The following is a 19,490-nucleotide window of genomic DNA, read 5'->3' as shown; positions in this document are numbered from 1 at the left end:
GCGATGGGCCTGCGACGGGTCGATCCGCGGGAGTGGGCGAGCCTGCGGGGTATGCACGAGACGCTCAGGTCGGCGAACTGGGACCGCCTGTCGGCTCCGCTGATCGCGCCATGGTCCGACAACCGGTGCACCTTCGTCGGCATCCCGGTCTCGGCGGGCTCACGCCTGGGGCCCCGTCAACACTTCACGACCGCGGCCGGCGCCACCGGTGCCTTCTCGGTGCGCACCGTGGGTCTCGACTTCCAGCTCGTGCCCGGGGAGCGCCTGCGCCGACAGCGGCTCCCCCTGGCGGTGTACTCCGTGGGCGATGCTCTCGGGACCGACGGGAGCATCGAGCACGACGTGCTGCTCGCCGAGGAATGGTCGCGGCCCGAGCACTCGACGAGCGATGACCTTATGACCGTTCTCGCCTCCTCCGGATGGCAGGTCGCGCACGAGACCACCGACCTGACGTCGGTGTTGCGGCGGGTCCGGACATGCGCAGTGAGGATTGCCCGATGATCCCCGACGTGAGCCGGAAGATCCCCGCCTACCGGCGACGACTGATCGCGGCCGGTTATCTCAGCCGCCATCACATCGGCGCCGGCTACACCAATCTCACCGGCGACGGTCTCGACCTGGCCGAGCGCCTGATGGCGACCTTCCATGACCTCGTCGCCGCGCACTGGTCCGTGGACTGGGTGGCGCACGACGCGGTGATGAGCGACCGGACGAGACTCGACACCGCCCGTGCAATGTCCGAGAACTTCGACTGTTACCTGCTGGAGGACGGCCGACCCGTACTCTTCGATCTCAACCTCGCGCACCTGCGCTGGCTTCGGGCGGCAGCGCTGGATCGGACCGCCCGTGCCGTCGTGTCCGCGAGTGGGATCTACCGACCGGTCGCGCGCACCGAGCCCCTGATCCGCGACGAGTACATCGCGCCGTTCATGGCAATGCACGTCGTCGTGCCTCGCGGCCAGTTGGCCGAGGGCTGGGCGGCCGTCGAGGACATCCTGGCGGGCATCGCTGCCGCGGTCGGCGCTCCCCTGCTGCTCGTCGAGCAGCCTCCGCCGCCTCACTACGCCGATCGGTGCCTCGCGGCCCTCATGCCCGATCCGCGGGACTCGCTCGAGCCGTGGTCGCTGGCCTACGAGCTCGGGCCGGAGTTCCTCGCTCACCTCGACGCCCCGGACACCGCAGTCCTCGAGATTGGGATTTCGGGACGTCTGCTGGCCTTCCTGGCCCAGCTTCAGACCGGACTCGCCGCGGCCTTCGGAAGTACGGTCGCGCCCCTTCACGTCCATGTTCGTGGCGAAGACCCCCGCGCGGAGAGCATGGACACCGGGCTGCGCTGCCGGGTGGAACGCAGGCCGGTCCCCGCCGGCGCGTTGGCACCGGTGCTCTGGGTGCCGGGGCAGGCCAGGGCGGCGCTTCTCGTGGAGGACTACTCCCGCTGGTACCCGGTCGACGACCCTCACCAGGACCTGCCTGAGCTGCTCGGCCGAGCCGACAGGTTGCTCGCCGACGGCGCGACGCGACGGCTGACCGACATCATCCACGGCGCGCACGCCGTACATGGTCGCCCGACTCGCGGGTCGCTGCGGGTCCTGCGCGCCCCCGCCCCGGATCTCGTCGGCCAGCACCTCGTACGACGGTCCTACCAACCTGCGTGACTCGCCGTGGCCTCGGGACCATCCATGCTCGACAGTCGGCGTCCTGGTCCGCGCAACGCATCGGGCCGGCAGATCAGCCAACGTCGACGACTCGGGCTGAGGTACTAGGCTAGTCTCTCCAGATGGATACGTCGCGACTGCGTCTTCCCGAGCAGCGCCGAGCAGTCCCGGAGCAATTGAATGACAGCCCCCGGAGCAGGTGCGGCTAGGCCTCCGGGCACCGGGGCTTGCTCTTCTCCTTTTCCGAGCGCAGCCCGCACGCGTTTCCGCGTCCACGCGAGTCGGGGCCAGGCCCGACCGGACCAGATGGAGATACAGGACGATGAGCGACATGACTTCGAACAGTCATGAGCACCCGGAGAACGACGGTACGCCGCCGTTCCGCTATTCGGCCGCATTGGCCGGCCGTATCGAGCTGGAATGGCAGCAGCGCTGGGAGAAGGAAGGCACCTTTTACGCCGCCAACCCCACCGGGAACCTAGCAGGTCTTGCCGGTCCCAAGCGCAGCTTCGTCATGGACATGTTCCCGTACCCGTCCGGTTCGGGGCTGCATGTCGGGCACCCTCTCGGGTTCATCGCGACCGACATCTACGCGCGCTTCATGCGGATGAACGGCCACAACGTCCTGTACACCATGGGGTACGACGCCTTCGGGCTGCCCGCCGAACAGCATGCCATTCAGACGGGCACCCATCCGCGGGTGACGACCGAAGCCAATATCGAGCGCTACCGCGACCAGCTTCGTTCGCTGGGCATGTCCTACGACTACCGACGCTCGATCACGACGATCGAACCGGATTACTACCGCTGGACGCAGTGGCTCTTCCTGCAGATCTTCAATTCGTGGTACGACCCTGAGCTCGATCGGGCGAGGCCCATCGACACCCTGGTGGAGCAGTTCGAGCGCGGTGAGCGCGCGGTGCCGGGCGGTCAGGCGTGGGCGGAGTTGTCCCCGCTCGACAAGGATGAGGTGCTCAGCGAGTACCGGCTCGCCTACTCCAAGGAAGCGCCCGTCAACTGGTGTCCGGGGCTGGGCACCGTGCTGTCGAACGAGGAGGTCACCGCCGACGGGCGTTCCGAGCGTGGCAACTTCCCGGTCTTCCGCACCCGGCTGCGTCAGTGGATGATGCGCATCACCGCGTACGGTAATCGCCTCTTGGACGACCTGGAGGGGCTGGACTGGCCCGAAGCGATCAAGCTGCAGCAGCGCAACTGGATCGGTCGTTCCGAGGGCGCACGCGTCGAGTTCGCCGTCGACGGCGTCGAGCGATCGATCGACGTCTTCACCACCCGTCCCGACACCCTGTTCGGCGCCACGTATCTGGTGCTGGCGCCCGAGCACGACATGGTGGACGAACTGGTGACCGCGACGTGGCCGGAACAGTCGTCGCTTCCGGAAACCTGGACCGGCGGGTACGCCACACCCGCCGAGGCTGTCGCTGCGTACCGGAGGCAGGCCGCCAGCAGGTCGGAACTGGAGCGGATGGCTGAGGATCGCGCCAAGACCGGCGTGTTCGTCGGCAAATATGCTCGTAACCCGGTAAACGGGGAACTGCTGCCCATTTTCGTGGCCGACTACGTACTCATGGGGTACGGCACCGGCGCCATCATGGCCGTACCGGCCCATGACCAGCGTGACTTCGAGTTCGCCCGCGCCTTCACACTGCCGATCCGCTGCGTGGTGGAGCCCAAGGACGGACGCGGCACGGACCCGGCCGAGTGGCCCGATGCCATGGCCTCCCATGACGCACGACTCGTGAACTCCGCCAACACGTCGGTGTCCCTGGACGGGCTCACCGTCGCCGAGGCCAAGAAGCGCATCACGGCCTGGCTGACGGAGCATGGTCCGGGCGAAGGCATGGTCAACTTCCGGTTGCGGGACTGGCTGTTCAGCCGGCAGCGGTACTGGGGGGAGCCTTTCCCGATCGTCTACGACGAGGACGGCGTCGCCCATGCGCTGCCGGAATCGATGCTGCCCGTCCGGCTGCCCGAGATCGACGACTACGCTCCGCGCACCTATGACCCCCAGGACCTGAGCAGCACCCCGGAGACGCCACTGTCCCGGTCCGTCGGGTGGGTCGAGGTCGAGCTTGATCTGGGCCGAGGGGACGGGCCGCGACGCTATCGGCGTGAGACCAACACCATGCCGAACTGGGCGGGCTCGAGCTGGTACCAGTTCCGTTACATCGATCCGGACAACCAGCAGGCGATGGTCGACCCCGCGAACGACCGCTACTGGATGGAGCCGACGGAGCACAAGCCGCACGGCGGAGTTGATCTGTACGTGGGCGGATCAGAGCAGGCCGTCCTGCATCTGCTGTACGCGCGCTTCTGGCAGAAGATCCTCTTCGACCTCGGGCACGTCTCGTCCGACGAGCCGTTCCACCGGCTCTACAACCAGGGCATGGTCACCGCCCACGTCTACCGGGACAGCCGGGGCTTTCCGGTGCCGGCCGCGGAGGTAGAGGAGCGCGACGGCGGCTGGTACTGGAAGGGCGAACGGGTCAGCCGAGAAGCTGGCAAGATGGGCAAGTCGCTGCGGAACGCGGTCTCGCCGGATGAGATCCGCGAGGAGTACGGCGCCGACACGCTGCGGCTGTACGAGATGGCGACCGGCCCCCTGGACGCGTCCCGCCCCTGGGACTCCCGAGCCATCGTCGGCTCCCACCGGTTCCTCCAGCGGCTGTGGCGCACCATCGTCGACGAGCACACCGGCGATCTCGTGGTCACCGACGAGGAGCCCGATACCGAGACCCTGCGGGCCCTGCACCGGGCCATCAACGGGATCGCGGCCGACCTGTCCGGGCTGCGTTTCAACACCGCGGTCGCCAAGGCCATCGAACTGGTCAACTTCCTGGTCAAGCGGGGCAGCACGCCGCGCACGGTGGCCGAGCAGGCGGTGCTGCTCGTGGCTCCGCTGGCCCCGCACATCGCCGAGGAGCTGTGGCAGCGGCTGGGATACCCCACGTCGTTGGCTCGTCAGCCGTTCCCCGTGGCCGACCCGGCATACCTGCGCCAGCCCACGGTCACCTGTGTGGTGCAGATCCGGGGCAAGGTCAAGGCCCGGCTCGAGGTGGCCCCCGAGATCGGCGAGGACGAGCTGCGCAGTCTCGCCCTCGCCGAGGCGGCGGTGGTCTCCTCGCTCGGGGACGCCGAGGTGCGCAAGGTCGTTGTGCGCGCACCGAAGCTGGTGAACATCGTCATCTGACGGGTGGTGGGTGGCCGGGCAGCACTCCGGCCACCCACGTCCGGCAAGGAGCGCGACCCGAGCGGTGACCACAGCTACTCCTTGCCCTTCGGGCAATTACACCCGGCACCTGCACCTGTCGACGATCATCGTCTCCACCGGCCGCGGACGATAGGCTGCGGTCGGCGTCCGACTGACCTAAGGGGAACGGGTGATAGGCGGAACAGTTCACGTGGTGGTCGCGGTCTGCGGGCATCGGGCGTGAACAACGGGCTGCGTCCCGGTGACCCGGCCCGCCTCGGCGGATACGACGTGTTGGACCGGCTCGGCGACGGTGGCATGGGAACTGTCTTCCTGGCCCGCTCGGCGCAGGGACGGCGGGTGGCGGTCAAGGTCGTCCGTCCGGAACTCTCGCACGACGAGGAGTTCCGGGGCCGATTCCGTAGCGAGGTGAACCGCGCGCGCCAGGTCCCACCGTTCTGCACCGCCGAGGTTCTGGACGCCGACCCGGACCACGACCCGCCGTATTTGGTGGTGGAGTACGTCGAGGGCCCCAGCCTGGCCCAGGTGCTCCGGGAGCGGGGGCCGCTGGGGGCGGCGCAGCTACACAGCATCGCGGTCGGGGTGGCTACCGCGCTCACCGCCATCCACCGCGCCGGGGTCATCCACCGGGACCTGAAGCCGGCGAACGTCCTGGTGGCGCCGGGCGGGATCAAGGTCATCGACTTCGGTATCGCCCGAGCGTTCGAAGCGACGAGCCAGCACACCCGGACCGACCAGATGGTTGGAACCGTCTCGTACATGGCTCCCGAGCGGTTGGACACCGCGTCCGGTTATCCGGTGGGCCCGGCTGCGGACATCTTCGCCTGGGGTGCCCTGGTCGCCCATGCCGCGACCGGCCGCAACCCGTTCGGAGGCGACTCCGCTACCGCCACCGCGATGCGGATCCTGACTCAACCGCCGGATCTGACCGGGCTCGATGGGCCGTTGCGGGAGTTGGTCTCCCGGGCGTTGGAGAAGAATCCCGCTGCTCGTCCCAGCGCCCGCGACCTGCTCGATGGGTTGTTGACGGCAGGGTACGCGGGAGGTGCTGGAGAGTCGGCCCAGCTTCCGGGCGCGGGTGGTGCTGACCAGAACGGGCGGTCGATGCCACCCGGTCTCGTCGCTGCCGGTCGCCCGGGCTGGGGCCGGCGTCGCTGGCTCACGGCGGGCGGAGCAGCCGCGGCGGTGATCGCGGTGTTGGTGTCCGCCACACTGTTCGGCCCGCGACTGCTCAACAGCGGGTCCGGACCGGATCACGTTGGCTCGACGCCGACCGGCAGCCCGCTAGCGAGCGCACCGGCGACCTCCGTGTCCGCGGCCACATCGGGTACGCCCACCGCGTCACCGTCGAGGAGCACGGACCCGACCCGGGCGATACTGACCGGTCAGCGGCGGATCCTGCTGCACCTGGTGGAGATCGACCGTGACCTCAAGCTGCCGTTCCACGGCGAGCTGGAGGCCGGCGACGGCACCGGCAAGGACGCGCTCTTCGTGCTCGAGCCGGTCGGCGTCGACTTCATGATCAAATCGTTGAATCCGGACGTCGACCACCGACCGTGCCTCGGAGTCAAGATCGATTCAGAGCAGTACGCGTCGTTGGTGGGAGCCGAGTGTTACGCCTCCGCCGCAACCGTGTTCGCGCTGTCCCGGGAGGGCAAGGACGACAAGGGACGCACGTCCTACTCGATCATCAGCGACGAGTACGGGGTGGTGCAGTGGAGCCCGACGAAGAAAGCGATCTACGTCGAGCATCTCGGTGACGCCCCGATCGACACGACGTTCAGCCTGGTCGACCGGGGCGCGGTCTGACCGACGGGGACAGCTCAGCGGCGCGGCAGGGTTGCCAGGGCCAGGTTCGGGTCGACGCCCGTGGTGTACGCGGCGCTGAGCACGTAGAGAGTACGACCGCGCAGGGCCACCGAGGTCGGGTTCTGCAGCCCGTCGCCGGCCGTCAGCAACGTTCGCGCCCGACCGGCCGCGTCGATGCTCACCACCGTGTTCGGTCCGTTCAGCGTGGCGATGACCCGTTGGTCACCGACACCGACGAACGCGAAGTCGTCGATACCGACCAGCCCGGTCGCGACCACCTGGACAGGTCCGGGCCGACCGTGCCGCGACGGGATGCGCAGCAGCGTGCCCTGGTCGAGGTTGGTCGCCCACACCGCGTCAGCGCGTACCTTGATGCCGTTGGCACCCAGGAACCCTGCCGCAGCCAGCTCGGGTGCCGACGACCACACCTCGACACGGCCGCCTCCCAGCGCGACCGTCGAGATCGTCCCGAGCACCGAGTCGGTGAGGTAGAACCTCTTCGCCACCGCGTCGAACGCCAGACCGTTGGGAAGCCCGCCGGCCGGCAGGGCGGCGATGCGCTGCGGGACGCTTCCGGGACGTAGTCGGTACAGGCCGGTGGAGGCGGCATCGCCGCTCGCGTACAGGAAATAGAGGGTGCCGTCCGTCATCCGGACGATGCCCGTCGTGAGCGCGAATTTGAGCACGGGTGTGTTGACGCCGCCGTCGGCCGGGGCGGGCAGAGTCGCCAGGATTCGCGTCCCGCCGGACGGGGTGACCGCGGCGACCTGTCGAGCGGCCGCGAAGGTGACGTAGGCCGTGCCGTCGGGGCCGACCGCGATGTTCTCCGGCAGCTGCCCCTTGGCCAGGTCGAAGTGGACCGCGATCCGCGAGGGCGCCGGCGGGGCGGATGGTCGGGCCAGCCCCGCGGGCGGGGCCGGCGCGGTCGCAGCCTTCGTCGCGCTCGGCGGGACGACGGTCACGACGCCGGTCACGGCCGCCGCGAGAGCGACTGCGATGGTCATCGTTCTTGGGCGCATTTCTCTCCCCTACTCATGCTGTTCGTGATTGGCCTGGTGCGGGCACGACGCGTCCGGCGCTCCTGTCGGAGCACCTCTTGTCGGCCGGTGGGGTGGTGTTAGTCGCGCAGGGCAGCCGGCTGGACAGCGCCGGCACGGGTGGTGACGGCACCGTGGACGAGCAACGTCATCGCGGCGTGGGACGCGGAGCCGGGCTCGGTGGTGGCGACCACGACGCTCTGGCCGTCCTCGGTACGAAGGGTCTGCTGCGTCACGTCCATCGCGCCAACCAGCGGGTGACGCATCTGGTAGACGGTGTCGCCGCCGGCTTTCACCCGGTGGTCGGCCCACCTGGCGGCGAACTCCGGACTCCGTACCGTCAACTCGCCGACCAGCGCGGCCATCAGCGGATCGTCCGGGTTCTGCCCGGAGGCCATCCGGAGCGTCGCCACCACCGCGCGGGCCTTGGTGGGCCAGTCCGCATACAGGTCGCGGGTGTGCGCGTCCAGGAACACCAGCCGCGCCATGTTCACGTACCGGCCCGGCCGCTCGGGGATCTCCGGAGGCAGATGGCCGGCGAAGAGGGCATGGCCTGCGGTGTTCCAGGCCAGCACGTCGGCCCGGCGGCCGAGCACCACCACCGGTACGTCCCCGAGCACCGCGACGAGCTGGCGGACCGCTGGGCTCACCCGCTCCGGAGTCGGGCGACGCGCGGCGGGCCGACGGCGGGTGCCCGCCGCGAGCTCGCCGAGGTGGCGGCGTTCCGCGTCGTCGAGCCGCAACGCCCGGGCGAGCGCGTCGAGCACCTCAGGAGAGGCGTTCACCGCCTGACCCTGCTCCAACCGGGAGTAGTACGAAACGCTCACTCCGGCCAACAGCGCCAGTTCCTCCCGGCGCAGTCCTCGAACGCGCCGCCGCTCACCGTAGGTCGGCACGCCAGTGTCCTCCGGGCGCAGCTGAGAGCGCCGGGCCTGGAGGAAGTCGCCGAGCTGTCCTCTCGCGTTCATGACTCGAAGTATCGCCAGCCCTGCCTGTGCCAACCACTCCCTGCCAGGGCTAGGCACCGCAGGGCGAGGCCGACCAGGGAGCCGTGCGGCTGCGGCGCACGGCCCGTCAACGTCGCCCGATGTCTACGAGGGCGAGGATCGGGCTGCCCGGCGGCGTTCGGTGAGCCGTCGCGCCTTCACCACGTTGCCGCAGTCAGCCATCCGGCACCAGCGACGGGAACCGTTGCGGCTCTGATCGAGGAACAGCCAGCCACAGCCACCGTCGCGCACCGGGCAGCGGCGCACCCGGGTCGGATCGGCGGTCAGCATGATGTCGAAGGCGGCCTCGGCGGTCCGGTCGGGCACCAACATGGCTGGCACCGTGCCGTAGGCCAGCCGCACCCGCGACGAGCCGAGCACCAGTCTCGCGCGAGCGGCCGCGCCCGACCAACGCTCGTGCAGTCCGACCAGCGCGGCACCGGCCGCGACGGTGTCACCGTCCGGGTCGGTGATGACCGCGAGCAGCACGAGGTGGAGCCCCGCACGGATGTCCCGCACGGCGGTGAGCCCCGCGTGCGCCGCCGCCGGCTCGTCGTGCCACGCCCGGTCGACCTGGTCGGCCTCCGCGTCGCTGATCACTCCCGCCCGGACCGACCAGCTCAGCAGGGCGGAGCTGTCGGACAGGAAGTCGTGGGGCGGCGAGTTGCCGCCTCGTTCGAGGGTGTTGACCAGGTCGAGCGCCGGGTGCCCGCCGACCAACGGCAGCTCGGACACATCGAGGGGCATATCGACGAGGCTACCACCTATACCGCTGAAGGCGGTTGCCCTGCGCGCGGCCCTGGCCCGGCACTCCGCGACAACAAAGAGCATCTATGGCTTCACGCTACCGTCTAATCATGGTTACGTGGAATCACATAACGACCTGTGAGGATTGGGAGGTAGCCGATGGCGCACCCTCGACGCGCGGTCCATGCCCTCGTCGCCTTGTCCGCCGCCACGTTCTGTTACGTCACCACCGAGGTGCTGCCGATCGGTCTGCTCACGCTGATCGCGCCAGACCTGGGACGCTCCAGGTCCGAGGCCGGCCTGCTGGTGACCGGGTACGCCGTCGTGGTCATGATCGTGGCCCTGCCGCTGACCCGGGTCACCCGGCGAGTGCCACGGCGTCCACTACTCGCCGGCACCCTGGGTGTCTTCGCCGCCGCGACGACGGTGTCGGCCTTCGCCGACTCCTACGAGGTGCTGCTCGCCGCACGACTGGTGTCCGCCACCACCAACGGCGTCTTCTGGGCAGTGGTGTTTCCCGTAGCGATCTCGATGTTTCCGGCGAACGTTCGAGGCCGCATCGTGGCTCGACTCTCGATCGGCAACGCGCTCGGGCCGGTCCTCGGCGTACCGCTGGGCACCTGGTTGGGCGGGGAGTTCGGGTGGCGGGCCGCCTTCGCCGCGATGGCCGTCCTCGGCTTCGCCGTCTGCCTTGCGATCGCCCTGCTCCTGCCGAGTGTCACACCGCGCCAGAGTGCGGGAGACATCGGGCCGATGCCGGACCGACAGCGCTTCGTCGTGCTCCTCGTCGCCACCACTCTCGCGGTCACCGGCGCCATGGGCGCGTTCACGTACATGACCGTCTTCCTCCTCGACGTGAGCGGGTTCGCCGCGGCGTCTCTCGGCTTGTTGCTCTTCGTCCAGGGCTCGTTCGGCGTCGTCGGCACCTGGGCGGTCGGTCGGGTCCTGGACCGGTTTCCGCTCGGTGTCGTGCTGGGCCTGCTCGGGCTCCTCACGGCCGCGATGCTCGGCCTCTACGGGATCGGCGCGAGCAAGGTGGCGGCGATACCGTTGCTCGCCGTGGCGGGGATGTCGTTCAGTTCACTGATCGCGGGGATCCAGCACCGCATCATGCAGGTCGCCCCGTCGACCACCGACATGGCGTCGGCCAGCCTCAGCGTCGCGTTCAACGTCGGCCTCGCGGCCGGCTCGCTCATCGGGGCGGGCCTGCTCGCGACGGCCGGGGTGCGCGTCGTCCCGTTGTTCGGTGGACTGCTGACGGCCGTCGCGTTGGCGTTGCTCGCCGGCCACGAGATGTCCCGTGGGCGAAGACGAGCGAACGGAACGGCCCGTCGTGATCCCGACCCGCAACCGATCGGACAATCCGCAGTTCACGCTTGAGTCTCCGCGCACAGGCCGCCGTACGGTGGCGATGGTGACTCGTCACCTTGCCGCTGGCCGGTCCGGCCCGCACCCCCCAATGGTGCTGGCCCGGCGCGGAGGCGGTCCTCCGCGCCGGGCCGTGACTTCGGTCGGGGTCAGGCGGCCGCGCAGCTGGCCGTCGCCCCCGGGCCGGTGCCGGTGCCCTGGAAGCCGAAGTTGGTCGACTGCCCGGCGCCCACGCGTCCGTTGTAGCCCACGTTGGTGTACCGGACGGTTCCGCTCGTGCCGCTGGCCTGCGCGTTCCAGACCCCGGTGACCGCGGCGCCGCTGGGCAGCGTGATGGTCACGGTCCAGCCGTTGATGTCCGCGGACCCGGCCGTGACCGTCACGCTCGCGGTGAAGCCACCGGACCACTGGTTGAGCGCCACCGACGCGGAGCAGCCGTTACCGGTCGGCGGAGGCGTGGTGGGCGGGGGCGTGGTGGGCGGCGGGGTCGTCGGCGGAGGCGTGGTCGGGGGCGGCGTGGTCGGCGGGGCGGACGTCGGCGGCGGAGTCGTCGGCGGGGCCGTCGTGGGCGGGTTGGGCACGCCGTTGGCCAGGCTGTAGGCCAGGTCGGGCTGGAACGAACCGGCGGTGTAGCGGCAGCCGTCCGCCTCGCCCGGAGGCTTCACCCAGAGGTACGCGTCGATGTTGCTGTCGCCGGTGTTCGTCGTCGGGTACATCCCGATACGGCGGTCGGTGTTGTCGTCGCCGCACCAGTCTCCGCTGGCGCCGCCGTTGCGGCTGGTGTCGATCACCTGGCGCTTGCCCGAGAGGCCCATGCCGTTGAGGGAGGAGATGACCGCCCGACCGAAGTTGGCCTCGCTGGAGGTCGAGTTGTAGTTCGACACGTTGCTGAAGAAACCGTCGGCGTACTGCACGCCGGCTGCCCGGAGCCGGTTGGCGGTCTCACCCGCGCTGTTCCAGGTGGAGTGGCCGGCGTCGAGGTAGACCTTGGCGTTGGGGTTGGCCGACTTGATGGTGCGGGTGGCCGTCGAGATCGCCTGGTTACGGGCGTTGATCTCGTTGCTGTTCAGGCAGGTCAGCAGGGCGAGCGAGTCGGTCTCCAGGATGATGATGACCGTCTGGTTGCCCAGTCCCCGGGAGAAGTTGGACACCCAGCTCTGGTACTGGTTGAGGTCCGGCGCACCACCGGCGCTGGCACCGCCGCAATCCCGGTTGGTGATCTGGTACACCGCGATCACCGGGATCTGCTGCGCGGCATTGGCGGCGCCCACGTACGCGGCGGCCTCGGACTGCGCCGTCGAGATGTTGAAGTTGGCGAACCAGCGGGCCTGCGGCTGGCTCGCGATCTTGTCGCGGATGACGCCGGCGCGCGAGTCGCCGGGGTTTGCGGCGACCCAGCGTACGACCGCCGAACTCGGGTCGCGATAGAGCGGGCCGGAGATCGTGCCGGCGGACGCGCTGCTGACGGCGAGGCACACGCCGGCCGCGGCAGCGCCCGCGACCGCGGCCACGCTGAGGGCCGTGGATCTGCGTCGCCGGAGGGAGAGGATAGCCACGTCGTGTTTCCTCCTGATCACATTGATGTATCTAAGTTCATGGGAGCGTTCCCATGAAGGTAGCGGAGGCGCGCGCCGCTGCCAAGGTGCGCGAAACTTCCGGTGTACGGCCGCCGCCGGGCGTTCCTGGCCCGGACCCGGATGCCGCCGCACGCCTCTCGGCGCAGCAGGACGGTGACGGTGACCCCGGCGGCGACCAGCCTCGGGTGGCGGCAGAGGAGGAAGACATGGCGACGTTCGTGCTCGTGCCGGGCGGCTGGAAGGGTGGCTGGGCGTTCGAGGCGGTGGTTCCGCTCCTGGAGGGCGCCGGCCACCGGGTGCACGCCCTGACGCTGTCGGGCCTGCGGCCAGACGACGACATCGCGACGGTGGCGACCGCCAACCTCGACACACACGCCGACGACGTACTACGGCACCTCGATCGACACCAGGTCACCAACGCGACGCTGGTCGGCCACAGCTACGCCGGAATGGTGATCGCCGCCGCCGCCGACCGCGCCGAGGGCCGCGTCTCACGGCTGGTGCATCTCGACGCCTACGTACCGCGCGATGGCGAGTCGTGCTGGTCGGCGACCAGTGACCACTTCCGGCACGTGTTCGCCGCTGGCGCGGCCGCCACCGGATACGCCGTCCGACCGCCGGACGGCGGTGACCCCCGCCGTCGGCCGCACCCCCTCGCCTCGCTCCTGCAGACGATCCGACTCACCGGCGCCGTCACCCAGGTCCCGCGCCGCGAGTTCGTCTACTGCTCCGGCTGGGACCGCACGCCCTTCGCCGAACTCCGCGCACGGCTGGACGCCCAACCCGACTGGCAGGTCCACGACCTCCCCACCGGCCACGACGCGATGCGCGAAGCGCCGGAGGCCGTCGCCGCCCTGTTGCTCGACGAGTGACCCACGGACCACGTCGCCAGGGGTCACCGCCGGGGCGCAGTGGAGCCGCGGTTACGGGCGGAGCGCTGTCGCGGCGGGCGTCCAGCTCGACTCGTTGCGGACGTCGGCCACCGTGATCCCCTTGGCGATCTTCTTCAGCTCGGCCTGGGACAGCTGGTCACCGAGACCCGCGGAGCTGACCTGGAGGACGACCCTGCCGTCGGCGCTCCAGATGTTGCAGAAGCCGCCGTCGGCGTTCCGGCCACTCTCTTCGGATGCGTCGTAGCACCTGGTGGCACCGGGCTCGGGCGACTGGTTCGAGCTGGTGTTCGGGGTGACGAAGATGTTGAACCCGTTCTCGATGCCGTCCTCGGCCGAGTCGTAGGGCGCGGTCAGACCCGAGGTGGGCGCGGCGGGCTTGGTGTACGTCGCGCCCCCGTAGTCACCGGCGCGGGCCGCCGCGATGCCGCTGAGGCCGGGCATCGCGTGCGTGCCGATCTGCAGCGGCTGGTAGCCGGCCGGGACGTAGCCCATCGTGAACGGCACCAGGGCCGGCGTCGGCCGGCTGGGCTTCAGGCCCTCGACCAGGCCGCTCAGGTCCTCGAAGGTCGGCGTGGCCTCGTCCGAGGAGACCGACGTGACAGCGGCCCAGGCGTTGTCGGTGTACTCCCAGGCGAACAGCTTGTTGCGGGTGTCCGGCTCATTGCGCGGGTCGAGACCGACCGGCAGGGTCGCCCGCACGGCCTTGCGCCCCGCCACGGTGACGCTCTTACCACCCTTGATGCCGGTGGCGTCGAAGGCGCCCGGTCGGTAGACGGTCAGGTAGGCCCACAGGTTCGGCTTGTCGTCGGCGGCCCCCTTCTTGCTCTCCATCTCGGTGCCGACGCCCGGGGCATCAGCCTCCCCCTCGCTCACCGGCCTGTCGTTCGAGTCGTGACGGTCGGAGTAGACGGAGGCGATCTGGTAAGCGGTGGACGCGACGATCGGGTCCTGCACGTGCAGCGTGCCGGCGTCGTACCCGGTGAAGGTGAAGGTGAACGGCTCGGCGTCGGACCACGCGGCCTGGCCGGGCTTGGACGTCGTTGCGCCGGCCGGGGCCGGAGCCGGAGTGGTGTTCTGTTCGGCGCCCAGGGCGGGCAGGACGAGCACGCCGGCGACCGCGACCAGGCCCGCCGCACCGGCCGACGTGAACCCGACGCGGCGACGCCGCTCGGCACGCCGCCCCAACGCGATGATGTCGTCGACGGTACGGGCCATCGGCGGTTCGTCACCCGTCACCGTGTCCACCAGGTCACGCAACTGCATTGGTCCACTCCTCCATCGGCTTCCCGCTGAGATTGACGCGTTCGGCGGCGAGTGACTCGCGCAGTTTCGCCAGGCCCCGCGAGGCCTGGCTCTTGGCCGCGCCGACCGTGCAGTTGAGGACGCCGGCCGTGTCCTCCAGGCTCAGACCCAGGTAGTGCCGAAGCACGACCGCGGCCCGCTGCCGGGCCGGCACCGCGTCGAGCGCCACCCGCAGGCGCATCCGCTCGTCGGTCGCGACGGCCGGATCCCGCACCACCACGTCCGGCAGGGCATCACCGGTCGGTCGCTCGCGCCGCCACGGCCGACGGGTCTCGTCGATCGCGGCCCGGTAGACCATGGTCTTGACGTACAGATCGGGTCGGTCCAACTTGCGCCACCGCGGGTAGAGCTTGATCAGCGCGTTGGCGACGGCGTCCTCTGCCGTGTGCCAGTCGCCGCAGGTCACGTACGCCAGCTTGCGCAATGACGCCATCTCTGACGTCACAAACTCGCGGAATGCCTGCTCGTCTTCGGCTTTCACGTCGACTGCCTCCTCGTGACTGAGGTAGAACGGAACCGCCGTACCGGGAAGTTGCATCGGCCGGACAAGTAGTTGTGTGACTACTCAGCGATGAACACGTCCGACTGCCCCGACTCGGGCATGACGAGGCGGTGCGCTGGGCCGGAACGGCACCGGCGAGGGCCGAGGCAGCGCACCCGGCCCGACGAGCGGGTGCTTATGCTCGACGGGTGGACGAGAGCGGGCAGGCGGTGCTGACCGGGGTGTTGCAGGCGGCCGAGGACGCCGCTCCGGTGGAGGCGGTCGAGGCGGTCACGGGCACCATCGCCGCCGCGCTGCACGCGTCCAGTGTCTCGCTGCTGATCGCCGACCTCAGCGGCCGCGCGCTGGTCCGGCTGACCCACCAACCGACCCCCGGGGGTCCGGGCCGTCGCCACGACGAGGAGGCCGCCGAGGTCCTGCCGTTCGACGGCGGCCCCCGCGAGCAGGTCCTTCGTCAGCAGGGCACCCAGGTGCTCATGGGCGACGGCCGGTGGACCGTGCTGGCGCCGGTCACCGAACGCGGCGAGGCCATTGGTCTGCTGGAGATCGACCTTCCGCAGGAGCCGGACGAGTCGATCATCGCGCAGATCGCCCGGACCGCGCACGCGCTGGCGTTCGTGGTCATCGCCAACCGCCGGCACACCGACCTGTTCGAGTGGGGTCAGCGCAGCAGCCCGTTCACCCTCTCCGCGGAGATCCAGCGCCGGCTGCTGCCCGCCGCGTTCACCTGCGAGGCCGGCGCCTTCGCGCTGTCCGGATGGCTGGAACCGGCGGCCAGTGTCGGCGGGGACACCTTCGACTACAGCCTCGCCCGGGACCTGCTGCACGTCAGCGTCACCGACGCGATGGGGCACGGCGTGGCCAGCGCGCTGACCGCCACCCTCGGGGTGGGCAGCCTGCGGAACACCCGCCGTCGCGGCGACAGCCTCGTCGCGCAGGCCGACCAGGCCAGCCGGGCCGTCGCCGAGCACGCCAACGTGCCCGGCGCGTACGTGACCGCCGTGCTGGGCCGGATGGACCTGCGTACCGGTCGCTGCGAACTGCTCAACGCCGGGCACGTCCCGCCGCTGCTGGTCCGGGGCGACCGGGTCGTACCGGTGGAGCTGCCCAGCAACTTCCCGCTGGGCATGTTTCCCGAGGAGCGCTACCGCAGCGGGGACATCTCCCTGCTTCCCGGCGACCGGCTGGTGATCGTCACCGACGGGATGCGCGAACGCAATGCCGCCGACCTGGACCTGGCCGCGGCGCTGCTCGAGATCGCCCACCTGCACCCGCGCGAGGCGGTCCGGGCGCTCTCGGACAAGGTGCTGGCGACGGCCGGCCCGGTGCTGGCCGACGACGCGACCCTGCTCATCATCGACTGGTACGACAGCCACGGGCCACGCCGTACCGCCGCCGGCGCTGACATCGCCCGCGCCAGCACCCGCTGAACCACGCTCAGGACGCCGCCGGGGACGCCGCCTCGGCGTCCTGCACGGTGTCGAAGGATTCGATGACCCGATCCACCGATGTGATCGACAGCACCTTGCGTACCGAAGGCTGGACTCCAGCCAGGCAGAGCCAGCCGTCCCGCGCCCGCATCGCCTTGTAGGCGATCACGAGCGCGCCCAGGCCGCTGGAGTCCATGAACCCGACGGCAGCGAGGTCGACCACCACCACCCGGGTTCCGCTCTCGACCGCCTCCAGCAGCCCGTCACGCAGACGCGGTGTGGTGCTCATGTCCAGATCGCCGGCGACCTCCACCACCGTGCCGACGCGCCCTCGCCGGGTTGCCAACGCGAAATCCACCACTCCCCCTCACGTGCGCTGCGCCGATCCGCTGTGCGGTGCCTGCTCGCCCCCTACCGTGCCAGATGCCGAGACCGAACGCCTTCCGAAGGTTCCCGATCCGTCGTGGCGGCACGGGTATCGGGGCACCCGGCCGTGGGTATGACAGGGTGATCCGGGCTGGCGACGCACGGGTCTGGAAGGGGGCTGAGCGATGCGGGTGGACATGACTGCGTCGCTCCCGCGCCAGCCGTCGGCGGTGGCCCGAGCCCGGCACATACTCGCCACCCTGCTGAGCCTGACCGACATCGGCGACGACGTTCGCGCCAACCTGGCGGTCCTGATCAGCGAGGCGTGCTCCAACGCGGTGATCCACGCCGATCCCAGCGGCGCTGTCGACCTCACGATCAGCATCGACGACGACGTCTGTGTCCTCGAGGTCGGCAACCGGGGCAGCACCCCGGACGCCGCCAAGCTCGACGCCGACCTTCCCGCGCCGCTGACCATCGGCGGCCGTGGACTACCGCTGATCGCCGCGCTCTCGGACGTGGCCGCGTTCGTCGACGGGCCACCGGACCAGGTGCTGCTGCGCATCACCAAGAACCTCAGCGGGGTACGAGCAGCGCCGTAGCGCCGACCCTCGCGTCGGGTCGCAACCCACTCGACACAGCATTGACATATTTCACTGCCAGATCTAGCGTCGGGGCCGAATCGATTCGGCCGTGGACCGGGTGCTCCGATCGACGGCCGGGCGTGGCGTTCGGGCGTACGACGTGGCCGCCGACGATTCGACGACCCTCTGGTCCCGCTTGGGCGGCGGAACCAGCGGTGCAGACCCATGGCGACGAGCCGGTCGGTCCGTGGGCACACCGCGTCGGGGTTTCGTCCGCGCCGAGCGGCGTCGGCAGCGGTGAGCGGTGGCGTGTCGTGGTCGCCGTGGATCCCCTCACCTATCACTTCGTGCCGATTGGCGGGAGCCCATCATGACAGGACGTAGACCCATCCTCGGTTCTCTTGCGACGGCGGCGCTCGTCGTCGCGACCGTGGGTGCGGCGATAGTGACCGGTGGCGTGAGCACCACCGCGTCGGCCGCGAACGTCGCAGCGGCCGCAGCAACCGCCGGGTGCGGCAAGGCGCCCACGCTGACCAGCGGTCAACGGTCCATCCAGAGCAGCGGTCAGAACCGTAGTTTCATCCTGCGGATCCCTGACAACTACGACCGGAACCACCCGTACCGGCTGATCTTCGGATTCCACTGGAACGGCGGCACCATGAACGACGTCGACGGCGGCGGGTCCGACGGTGCGGCCTGGTCCTACTACGGCCTGCGCCAGCAGGCCAACAACAGCACCATCTTCGTCGCCCCCCAGGGCAACGGAAACGGCTGGGCCAACCCCGGCGGCCAGGACGTCACCTTCGTCGACAACATGATCAGCCTGATCGAGGCCGACCTCTGCGTCGACACGTCGCAACTCTTCGCGCTCGGCTTCAGCTACGGCGGCGGCATGAGCTACTCGCTGGCCTGCTCCCGCGCCAACGTCTTCCGCGCCGTCGCCGTCTACTCCGGCGGCCAGCTCAGCGGTTGCGGCGGCGGCACCCAGCCGATCGCGTACATGGGCATCCACGGCATCGGGGACCCGGTGCTCAACATCTCCGCCGGGCGGTCCCTGCGGGACACGTTCGTGCGGAACAACGGATGCACGGCACAGAGCCCTCCCGAGCCGAGAGCGGGCAGCCTGACCCACATCACCACCACGTACTCCGGCTGCCGGTCCGGCTATCCGGTGGTCTGGGCCGCCTTCGACGGCGGGCACACCCCCGGCCCGGTGGACGGCGGCGGGGACAGCGGCGCGCGGACCTGGACCAAGGGCGAGGTGTGGCGGTTCTTCACGCAGTTCAGCAGCACCGACCCGACGCCGAGCCCGACCGTGTCGCCCACCGGCAACCCGACCACCCCGCCACCGAGCAGCACGTCGGCGGTGCGCAACACCGCCTCCGGCCGCTGCCTGGACGTCAACGGCGCCTCGCAGACGAACGGCTCGGCGGCGATCATCTGGGACTGCCACGGCCAGAGCAACCAGAGCTGGACCTCGACGGCGTCGCAGGAACTGCGGGTGTTCGGCGGCAAGTGTCTCGACGTCAACGGCGCCGCCACGGCGAACGGCAGCTCGGTGATCATCTGGGACTGCAATGGCCAGTCCAACCAGCGGTGGCGGTTCAACTCCGACGGCTCGATCACCGGGGTCGGGTCCGGTCGGTGCCTCGCCCTGGTCAACAACGGGACCGCCAACGGCACCCGCGCCGAGATCCGGGACTGCAGCGGCGCCGCCAACCAGCGGTGGACCCGAAGCTGAGCCCGGCGGTCGCCTCCAGCGCGCAAGGGTAGGGATCGCGCTCGGCGGCGGAACCGTCAGGTTCCGCCGCCGAGCCACTCGGCCGTACTCCGACAGGCCACATTCATCAAATCTTTTTAGGTCTCTGCGCGAAGTCCGTCGATGCAAATGGCGGTAATTGAGCGTAGTAGTGGCATTGACCGGCGATCCATGCGGTGCTTAACATACGACGTCTGCTCATCAACGATCTTCGATCATCGGCCCCAGCGCCTTGCGACAGCTCGA

Annotated in this window: 16 protein-coding genes; 9 read left to right on the top strand and 7 right to left on the bottom strand. The window is 70.0% G+C overall.

What is annotated here, in order from left to right; genetic code table 11:
- Nucleotides 1–51: 51 nt before the first annotated feature.
- From AB0I89_RS12105 to AB0I89_RS12090, 4 genes are all read left to right on the top strand, one after another.
- A complete protein-coding gene (locus tag AB0I89_RS12105; protein ID WP_357124266.1) occupies nt 52–501 on the top strand; it encodes a hypothetical protein in 450 nt (149 codons plus the stop codon).
- Nucleotides 498–1,655, top strand: a complete 1,158-nt coding sequence (locus AB0I89_RS12100) for a hypothetical protein (protein ID WP_357124263.1) — start codon at nt 498–500, stop codon at nt 1,653–1,655. Before AB0I89_RS12105 ends, AB0I89_RS12100 begins: the two co-directional genes overlap by 4 nt.
- 331 nt (nt 1,656–1,986) lie before the next feature.
- On the top strand, nt 1,987–4,863 hold the full coding sequence (leuS, locus tag AB0I89_RS12095; protein WP_357124679.1) for a leucine--tRNA ligase: 2,877 nt from the start codon (nt 1,987–1,989) through the stop codon (nt 4,861–4,863).
- A 240-nt stretch (nt 4,864–5,103) separates the two neighbouring features.
- The gene (locus AB0I89_RS12090) at nt 5,104–6,693 is read left to right on the top strand and encodes a serine/threonine-protein kinase (RefSeq protein WP_357124260.1); all 1,590 of its coding nucleotides are present in this window, start codon (nt 5,104–5,106) and stop codon (nt 6,691–6,693) included.
- A 14-nt stretch (nt 6,694–6,707) separates the two neighbouring features.
- Here the strand turns inward: AB0I89_RS12090 and AB0I89_RS12085 are convergent, their stop codons facing one another.
- From AB0I89_RS12085 to AB0I89_RS12075, 3 genes are all read right to left on the bottom strand, one after another.
- Nucleotides 6,708–7,697: a hypothetical protein gene (locus AB0I89_RS12085; protein WP_357124257.1), complete on the bottom strand. Its 990-nt coding sequence runs from the start codon at nt 7,695–7,697 to the stop codon at nt 6,708–6,710.
- Between the two features lie 113 nt (nt 7,698–7,810).
- Complete coding sequence (locus AB0I89_RS12080; RefSeq protein WP_357124254.1) at nt 7,811–8,698, bottom strand: helix-turn-helix transcriptional regulator; 888 nt, start codon at nt 8,696–8,698, stop codon at nt 7,811–7,813.
- A gap of 123 nt (nt 8,699–8,821) precedes the next feature.
- A complete protein-coding gene (locus tag AB0I89_RS12075) occupies nt 8,822–9,463 on the bottom strand; it encodes a CGNR zinc finger domain-containing protein (RefSeq protein WP_357124251.1) in 642 nt (213 codons plus the stop codon).
- A 159-nt stretch (nt 9,464–9,622) separates the two neighbouring features.
- On the opposite strand from AB0I89_RS12075, the gene AB0I89_RS12070 reads away from it, so the two are divergent.
- Nucleotides 9,623–10,843, top strand: a complete 1,221-nt coding sequence (locus tag AB0I89_RS12070; RefSeq protein ID WP_357124248.1) for an MFS transporter — start codon at nt 9,623–9,625, stop codon at nt 10,841–10,843.
- Between the two features lie 137 nt (nt 10,844–10,980).
- Here the strand turns inward: AB0I89_RS12070 and AB0I89_RS12065 are convergent, their stop codons facing one another.
- The gene (locus AB0I89_RS12065; RefSeq protein ID WP_357124245.1) at nt 10,981–12,387 is read right to left on the bottom strand and encodes a glycoside hydrolase family 6 protein; all 1,407 of its coding nucleotides are present in this window, start codon (nt 12,385–12,387) and stop codon (nt 10,981–10,983) included.
- A 53-nt stretch (nt 12,388–12,440) separates the two neighbouring features.
- Between AB0I89_RS12065 and AB0I89_RS12060 the strand changes: the two genes are divergently transcribed.
- On the top strand, nt 12,441–13,280 hold the full coding sequence (locus tag AB0I89_RS12060; protein ID WP_357124242.1) for an alpha/beta hydrolase family protein: 840 nt from the start codon (nt 12,441–12,443) through the stop codon (nt 13,278–13,280).
- Nucleotides 13,281–13,331: 51 nt separating this feature from the next.
- On the opposite strand, the gene AB0I89_RS12055 is transcribed toward AB0I89_RS12060, so the two are convergent.
- Together AB0I89_RS12055 and AB0I89_RS12050 are read right to left on the bottom strand one after the other, a co-directional pair.
- Entirely contained in the window at nt 13,332–14,564 is a 1,233-nt protein-coding gene (locus tag AB0I89_RS12055) for a hypothetical protein (RefSeq protein WP_357124239.1), read from the bottom strand.
- Nucleotides 14,551–15,084 carry a SigE family RNA polymerase sigma factor gene (locus AB0I89_RS12050; protein WP_357124236.1) on the bottom strand — a complete coding sequence of 178 codons (534 nt, stop codon included), beginning with the start codon at nt 15,082–15,084 and terminating at the stop codon, nt 14,551–14,553. The genes AB0I89_RS12055 and AB0I89_RS12050 overlap by 14 nt, the downstream gene beginning before the upstream one ends.
- 209 nt (nt 15,085–15,293) lie before the next feature.
- Here AB0I89_RS12050 and AB0I89_RS12045 point away from each other — a divergent pair, with 209 nt between their 5' ends.
- Nucleotides 15,294–16,535 (top strand): PP2C family protein-serine/threonine phosphatase, encoded by a 1,242-nt coding sequence (locus AB0I89_RS12045; RefSeq protein WP_357124233.1) that lies wholly within the window; start codon nt 15,294–15,296, stop codon nt 16,533–16,535.
- A 7-nt stretch (nt 16,536–16,542) separates the two neighbouring features.
- Here AB0I89_RS12045 and AB0I89_RS12040 read toward each other — a convergent pair whose 3' ends face one another.
- On the bottom strand, nt 16,543–16,893 hold the full coding sequence (locus tag AB0I89_RS12040; RefSeq protein WP_357124229.1) for an STAS domain-containing protein: 351 nt from the start codon (nt 16,891–16,893) through the stop codon (nt 16,543–16,545).
- Between the two features lie 205 nt (nt 16,894–17,098).
- On the opposite strand from AB0I89_RS12040, the gene AB0I89_RS12035 reads away from it, so the two are divergent.
- Nucleotides 17,099–17,503, top strand: coding sequence for an ATP-binding protein (locus AB0I89_RS12035; protein WP_357124226.1), 405 nt, complete (start codon nt 17,099–17,101; stop codon nt 17,501–17,503).
- Between the two features lie 352 nt (nt 17,504–17,855).
- Nucleotides 17,856–19,226 (top strand): ricin-type beta-trefoil lectin domain protein, encoded by a 1,371-nt coding sequence (locus AB0I89_RS12030; RefSeq protein ID WP_357124223.1) that lies wholly within the window; start codon nt 17,856–17,858, stop codon nt 19,224–19,226.
- Nucleotides 19,227–19,490: the final 264 nt, after the last annotated feature.

The sequence above is a fragment of the Micromonospora sp. NPDC049801 genome, from assembly GCF_040656575.1.
Lineage (GTDB): Bacteria > Actinomycetota > Actinomycetes > Mycobacteriales > Micromonosporaceae > Micromonospora.
This window is presented reverse-complemented; position numbering and strand designations above follow the sequence as displayed.

Bases quoted from the DNA above. Each gene is read 5' to 3' on its own strand.
- AB0I89_RS12105 (WP_357124266.1), top strand. From the start codon at position 52: ATGCACGAGACGCTCAGGTCGGCGAACTGGGACCGCCTGTCGGCTCCG.
- AB0I89_RS12100 (WP_357124263.1), top strand. From the start codon at position 498: ATGATCCCCGACGTGAGCCGGAAGATCCCCGCCTACCGGCGACGACTG.
- leuS (WP_357124679.1), top strand. From the start codon at position 1,987: ATGACTTCGAACAGTCATGAGCACCCGGAGAACGACGGTACGCCGCCG.
- AB0I89_RS12085 (WP_357124257.1), bottom strand. From the start codon at position 7,697: ATGACCATCGCAGTCGCTCTCGCGGCGGCCGTGACCGGCGTCGTGACC.
- AB0I89_RS12080 (WP_357124254.1), bottom strand. From the start codon at position 8,698: ATGAACGCGAGAGGACAGCTCGGCGACTTCCTCCAGGCCCGGCGCTCT.
- AB0I89_RS12075 (WP_357124251.1), bottom strand. From the start codon at position 9,463: ATGCCCCTCGATGTGTCCGAGCTGCCGTTGGTCGGCGGGCACCCGGCG.
- AB0I89_RS12070 (WP_357124248.1), top strand. From the start codon at position 9,623: ATGGCGCACCCTCGACGCGCGGTCCATGCCCTCGTCGCCTTGTCCGCC.
- AB0I89_RS12060 (WP_357124242.1), top strand. From the start codon at position 12,441: ATGAAGGTAGCGGAGGCGCGCGCCGCTGCCAAGGTGCGCGAAACTTCC.
- AB0I89_RS12055 (WP_357124239.1), bottom strand. From the start codon at position 14,564: ATGCAGTTGCGTGACCTGGTGGACACGGTGACGGGTGACGAACCGCCG.
- AB0I89_RS12035 (WP_357124226.1), top strand. From the start codon at position 17,099: ATGACTGCGTCGCTCCCGCGCCAGCCGTCGGCGGTGGCCCGAGCCCGG.
- AB0I89_RS12030 (WP_357124223.1), top strand. From the start codon at position 17,856: ATGACAGGACGTAGACCCATCCTCGGTTCTCTTGCGACGGCGGCGCTC.